Raw genomic sequence first — 343 nt, 5'->3', positions numbered from 1 at the left:
GCATGCTTCTGATCGATCATTCAGTTGTTCATCGTACCCTGCAAGAGCAGATAAACACGTTCTCATGGCATCCATTGGGTGAGTGGTTTTTGGCAGTTTTGTCAAAATGGTTTGAATGGTTGGATGTAAGCTTGTTTGTGAGGAAATATCTTGCTGAAATTGGTGATATTCCATTGCATCTGGTAATCTTCCATAAATGAGCAGATAGGCTGTTTCTAGATACGTCTTGTTTTGTGCCAGCTCGATGAGGTCATAACCGCGAATCACAATTTCTTCTTGCTGGACATCTAGGAACGAAATTGACGTTTCGCTTGCCACAATGTCTTCAAGCCCCGGTTTGTAC

At 42.6% G+C, this 343-nt stretch carries 1 protein-coding gene; it reads right to left on the bottom strand.

Annotated features, from left to right (window positions below; genetic code table 11):
- A partial coding sequence (locus tag KH400_RS23100; protein WP_281418775.1) for a citrate/2-methylcitrate synthase occupies positions 1–343 on the bottom strand: 343 nt, incomplete at both ends.

It is taken from the genome of Desertibacillus haloalkaliphilus (genome assembly GCF_019039105.1).
Taxonomy (GTDB): Bacteria; Bacillota; Bacilli; order Bacillales; family KJ1-10-99; genus Desertibacillus; species Desertibacillus haloalkaliphilus.
Note: the sequence above shows the minus strand (reverse complement) of the source record. Positions and strands in the feature narration are given on the sequence as shown.